Source organism: Aerococcus sp. HMSC062A02 (assembly GCF_001809535.1).
GTDB lineage: Bacteria > Bacillota > Bacilli > Lactobacillales > Aerococcaceae > Aerococcus.
In genome coordinates this window covers 30,262-34,590 of record NZ_KV797924.1, presented here as the reverse complement: position 1 = coordinate 34,590, position 4,329 = coordinate 30,262, and the positions used below count along the sequence as shown (strand labels likewise).

Genomic DNA, 4,329 nt, shown 5'->3' with positions numbered 1-4,329 from the left:
CTTTCTGCCTTTGCGAACCCGACTAGGGTGTGAGAGCGCGCGGTTAGAAATAGACCTCTGGAGCCAAAAAACAGAGAAGTCTGGAAGACTTCGGCGGATTTTGGTGAAGAGAAACTATTTCTGCTAGCCTGAGCCTGACTACAGGGTGTAAGCAGTTGCCTCTAAACATTTAAGGATCAGCTTCAAAAGCGTAAGAGATGCTCACTCATACGATGTGGTAAAGCTTCAGGATTTTTTGAGTAGGCAAGCTTGAACTTTTGCTGGTAAGCCCCTATAATGACTAGGCGAGCTAATGTTGATGGCTCCATGATTATTTATAAATGGAGGGGTGTTGCGCTTTGAAGTTTATTTGGAAATATCTGAAGAAATATCCTGGCGACTTATTGATGTTGTTTCTAGGCATGGCTGCTTTTGTAGCGGTGACTCTAGGCCTACCAACCATGGTCGCTTTTATTATTGACCACGCCATTGTGGCAGGCAATATGTCTGTCTTTTACCGTTATATGGCCTATATGGTGGTCTTTGCCTTAGTTGGGGTAGTGGGCCAGTTGATGGCGTCTTACTTTATTAGTAAGATCGTCAACGATATGACCATGAAGATCCGCAATGATGTCTATGCGAAGATGCAGTCACTGTCGCACCATGAATTCCAAGAACTTGGGGTGCCGTCGTTAACGACACGAATTACAACGGATGCCTTTATTCTCTTGCAGTTTACGCAAATTATGTTGCGGACTGGGATGACATCGCCCTTGATGATTGCGGCATCGATCTTTATGATTACGACCATTTCGCCGGCATTAGGGGCTTATATTATCCCCATTGTGCCGATTATCCTACTCTTGGTCCTCTTTATGTCCAAACTGACTCTGCCTATCTCGGAAGACCAGCAGGCGAGTTTGGATCAGATCAACCAGAGCTTGCGGGAGAACATTACAGGGACTCGGGTCGTGCGGGCATTCAACCGCCAAGGCTATTTTGAGAAGCGTTTCGCCAAGGTGGCCAGCCTCTATAAAGGGCTGACCAAGAAGCTCTTCAAGTTAGTGGCGGTGACCCCTTCTATCTTCAGTTTCCTCATTAATGTTACGATTATTATGATTATGTTGGTGGGGTCGCGTTATATTGAACATGGCCAGCTCCAGGTGGGGAATCTCTTTGCCTTCATCGAGTATGCCTTCCATATCTTGATTTCCCTCATGCTTTTTGCCAATATTTATATGATGTATCCGCGGGCGGTGGTGTCGGCTGGCCGCCTCCAGGAAGTCTTGGACACGCCGATTACGGTTGAAAATCCTGACCAGCCTGTGATGGAGACCGATGGCAGCGGGCGCTTGGAGTTCCGTCATGTGGACTTTGCTTATCCGGATGCTAGAGAGCCGGTCTTGAGAGATATTTCCTTTAGCTCCAAGGCAGGGGAAACGGTGGCCTTTATCGGATCAACAGGTTCAGGGAAATCAACCATTGTCAAGTTGATTCCACGTTTCTACGATGTGACCAAGGGGGCTATCCTGGTTGATGGGGTAGACGTTAGAGACTTGGACCTGGCTGTCTTGAGGGACAAGATTGGCTTTACCCCGCAGAAGGCTAACTTATTCACGGGGGAGATTGCCGACAACTTACGCTACGGCAAGGCTGATGCGACGGAATATGATATGGATGAAGCAACCTCCATTGCCCAGGCCCGTGAATTTATCGAGCGCTTAGAGACTCGCTACCATACCCAGCTGTCTGAGGGCGGGAGTAACTTATCAGGTGGACAGAAGCAACGCTTGTCTATTGCCCGGTCCATTATCGGGGGACGGGAGATTTATATCTTTGACGATTCCTTCTCCGCTCTCGACTATAAGACCGATGCGGCTGTCCGCCAAGCCCTCAAGGAAGAGACCAAGGGAGCGACCACTATTATTGTGGCCCAGCGTGTGGGGACGATCATGCATGCGGACCAGATTATTGTGCTCGACCACGGGGAGATTGCGGCACGAGGCACCCACGAGGAACTTCTGAAGACCTCCCCGCTCTATTACGATATTGCCTCATCCCAACTTAGTGAGGAGGAATTGGCTCGATGAAATCTAGTGAACTCATGAAGCGTATTTGGACCTATCTGCGGCCCTATCGCTTACAATTCTACCTGGCGATTTTCGCCACTGTCGTGATGTCTGTCGCCAATGCTTTAGAACCCTTTGTCCTCGGCTTAGCGATTACAGAAGTAGCCAACAATGTGATGGATATGGTCAAGGGGGTCCCTGGAGCAGGGATCAACTTCCCTTACTTGATTCGGATCCTAGCCATTTACCTGGTACGGGGGCTCTTCTTCCAAGCGGGCCAATACCTGGGCATTTATTTCCTGACCAATGCCACCCAGGATGCTATGTACGATCTGCGCCAGGATATCTCGCGTAAGGCCAACCGTCTACCGGTGGCTTATTTCGACCAGAACCAAACCGGGGATATCCTAAGCCGGATGACCAATGACGTGGACGCGATTTCCAATGCCATGCAGCAGTCCGCCATGCAGCTCTTTATTGGGGTCTTGCAAATCTCTTTAGCCGTGATTTCCATGCTACTCCTTGACTGGCAATTGGCCTTGATCAGCTTGGTCATGTTACCGGTCAGCTATTTGGTGGCACGGCGGGTGATTCATTACTCTCAACCCATCTTTAAGGAACAGGCAGATGCTTTGGGCCATCTCTTTGGTTATACCCAAGAAAACTTATCTGGTTTTACTGAAATCAAGGTCTACAACCGCCAGGCAGAATCGATTGAGGAATTCAAAAAACGCAACAAGCAATTGCGCGATATTGGCTTTAAATCAAGTTTCTTGTCCACCATTCTCCAACCCTTGCTCAGCTTTATCTCCAATATTTCCTATATTGTTATTACCTTATTCGGTTCGTTGAAGAGTTTCCAGGGGGTACTGACCGTTGGTAACCTCCAAGCCTTCCTGAATTATGTGTGGCAGATTAACCAGCCGATTAACCAGATTACCGAATTGTCTGGCTTGATCCAAAGCGCCTTCGCAGCGGGAGGACGGATTTTTGGCTTCCTGGATGAGGAAGAAATCAGCTCAGCTAGCGAAGGCCAGACCCTGCCTCGGCCAGTTAAAGGGCATGTGCGTTTCAACCATGTCCGCTTCGGTTATGATTCTGAGAACCCACTGATGAAAGACGTGAACTTCGAAGTGCAACCGGGGCAAATGATTGCCGTGGTTGGGCCGACCGGTGCTGGGAAGACGACCCTGATCAACCTCTTGATGCGCTTCTATGATATTGATGGCGGCAGCATTGAACTGGACGGGGTGAATATCCAGGATGTTTCCCGTGAAGACCTGCGCCGAAACTTTGGCATGGTTCTCCAGGATGCTTGGCTCTTCAATGATACCGTGATGGAGAATATCCGTTTCGGGAACTTGGAAGCGGGCGACTATGAGGTGATTGAAGCGGCTAAGGTGGCCAATGTGGACCACTTTATCCAAACCTTGCCGGGCGGCTATCAGATGGAAATTAACGAAGAAGCCTCTAACGTTTCGCTCGGTCAGAAGCAGTTGATGACCATCGCCCGGGCGGTGATTGCGGATCCGAATATTCTGATCCTCGATGAGGCTACCTCCTCCGTCGATACCCGCTTGGAACAATTGATCCAAGAGGCTATGGATAAGATTATGCAGGGGCGGACCTCCTTCGTTATCGCCCACCGCTTGTCCACTATCCGCAATGCTGACATGATTCTCGTGATGCAGCAGGGGGATATTATCGAACACGGCACCCACGATGAACTCCTGGCCAAGGGTGGCTTCTATGCTGATCTCTATAACAGTCAGTTCAATGAAGAAACCGCGACGGAGATTCATATGGGTTACTAGGGGGAGTATGCGTTTAAAGTCGTACCCCCTATAAAAAGAAAAAAGCTTCGAATTCCAAGATGTGATTGGCTTGGATTCGGAGCTTTTTAGTTTGTCTTCTTTAATAAATGGTGGAGGTGAGCTGCTCTTTCGCTGTTGCAGTCGGCTTGCCGGTTTGTGCTTAGAGGGATGGTTTGCTTGTTGGCGCTGTTCATTTAATAGAGTCCCTGTGTGTCTGCCAACTTGTGAATGAGCCTTCCGTTAGCGACTAAGCTGACTGGGCTCCCCCATAATAAAAACAAGCTAGCAAGGGTCTTGCTAGCTTGTTGGTCCTTTAGTAGGATTCGGTCTGGCAGAAATAGCTCCTCTTCACCAAAATCCGCCGAAGACTTACAGTCTTCTTTGGTTTTTGGCTCCAGAGGTCTCTTTCTCCCGCCAGCCCTCACACCCTGTTTAGTCGGGTTCGCAAAGGCAGAAAGGGCGTGACT

At 49.2% G+C, this 4,329-nt stretch carries 2 protein-coding genes; both read left to right on the top strand.

The genetic code is table 11. The features are described from left to right. Window positions 1–338: 338 nt before the first annotated feature. Complete coding sequence (locus tag HMPREF2626_RS04650; RefSeq protein ID WP_070618115.1) at window positions 339–2,069, top strand: ABC transporter ATP-binding protein; 1,731 nt, start codon at window positions 339–341, stop codon at window positions 2,067–2,069. After that, the gene (locus tag HMPREF2626_RS04645) at window positions 2,066–3,862 is read left to right on the top strand and encodes an ABC transporter ATP-binding protein (RefSeq protein ID WP_070618112.1); all 1,797 of its coding nucleotides are present in this window, start codon (window positions 2,066–2,068) and stop codon (window positions 3,860–3,862) included. The genes HMPREF2626_RS04650 and HMPREF2626_RS04645 overlap by 4 nt, the downstream gene beginning before the upstream one ends. Window positions 3,863–4,329: the final 467 nt, after the last annotated feature.

What these genes read in the sequence shown, in the direction of transcription:
- HMPREF2626_RS04645 (WP_070618112.1), top strand. Translation starts at nt 2,066, where the DNA reads ATGAAATCTAGTGAACTCATGAAGCGTATTTGGACCTATCTGCGGCCC.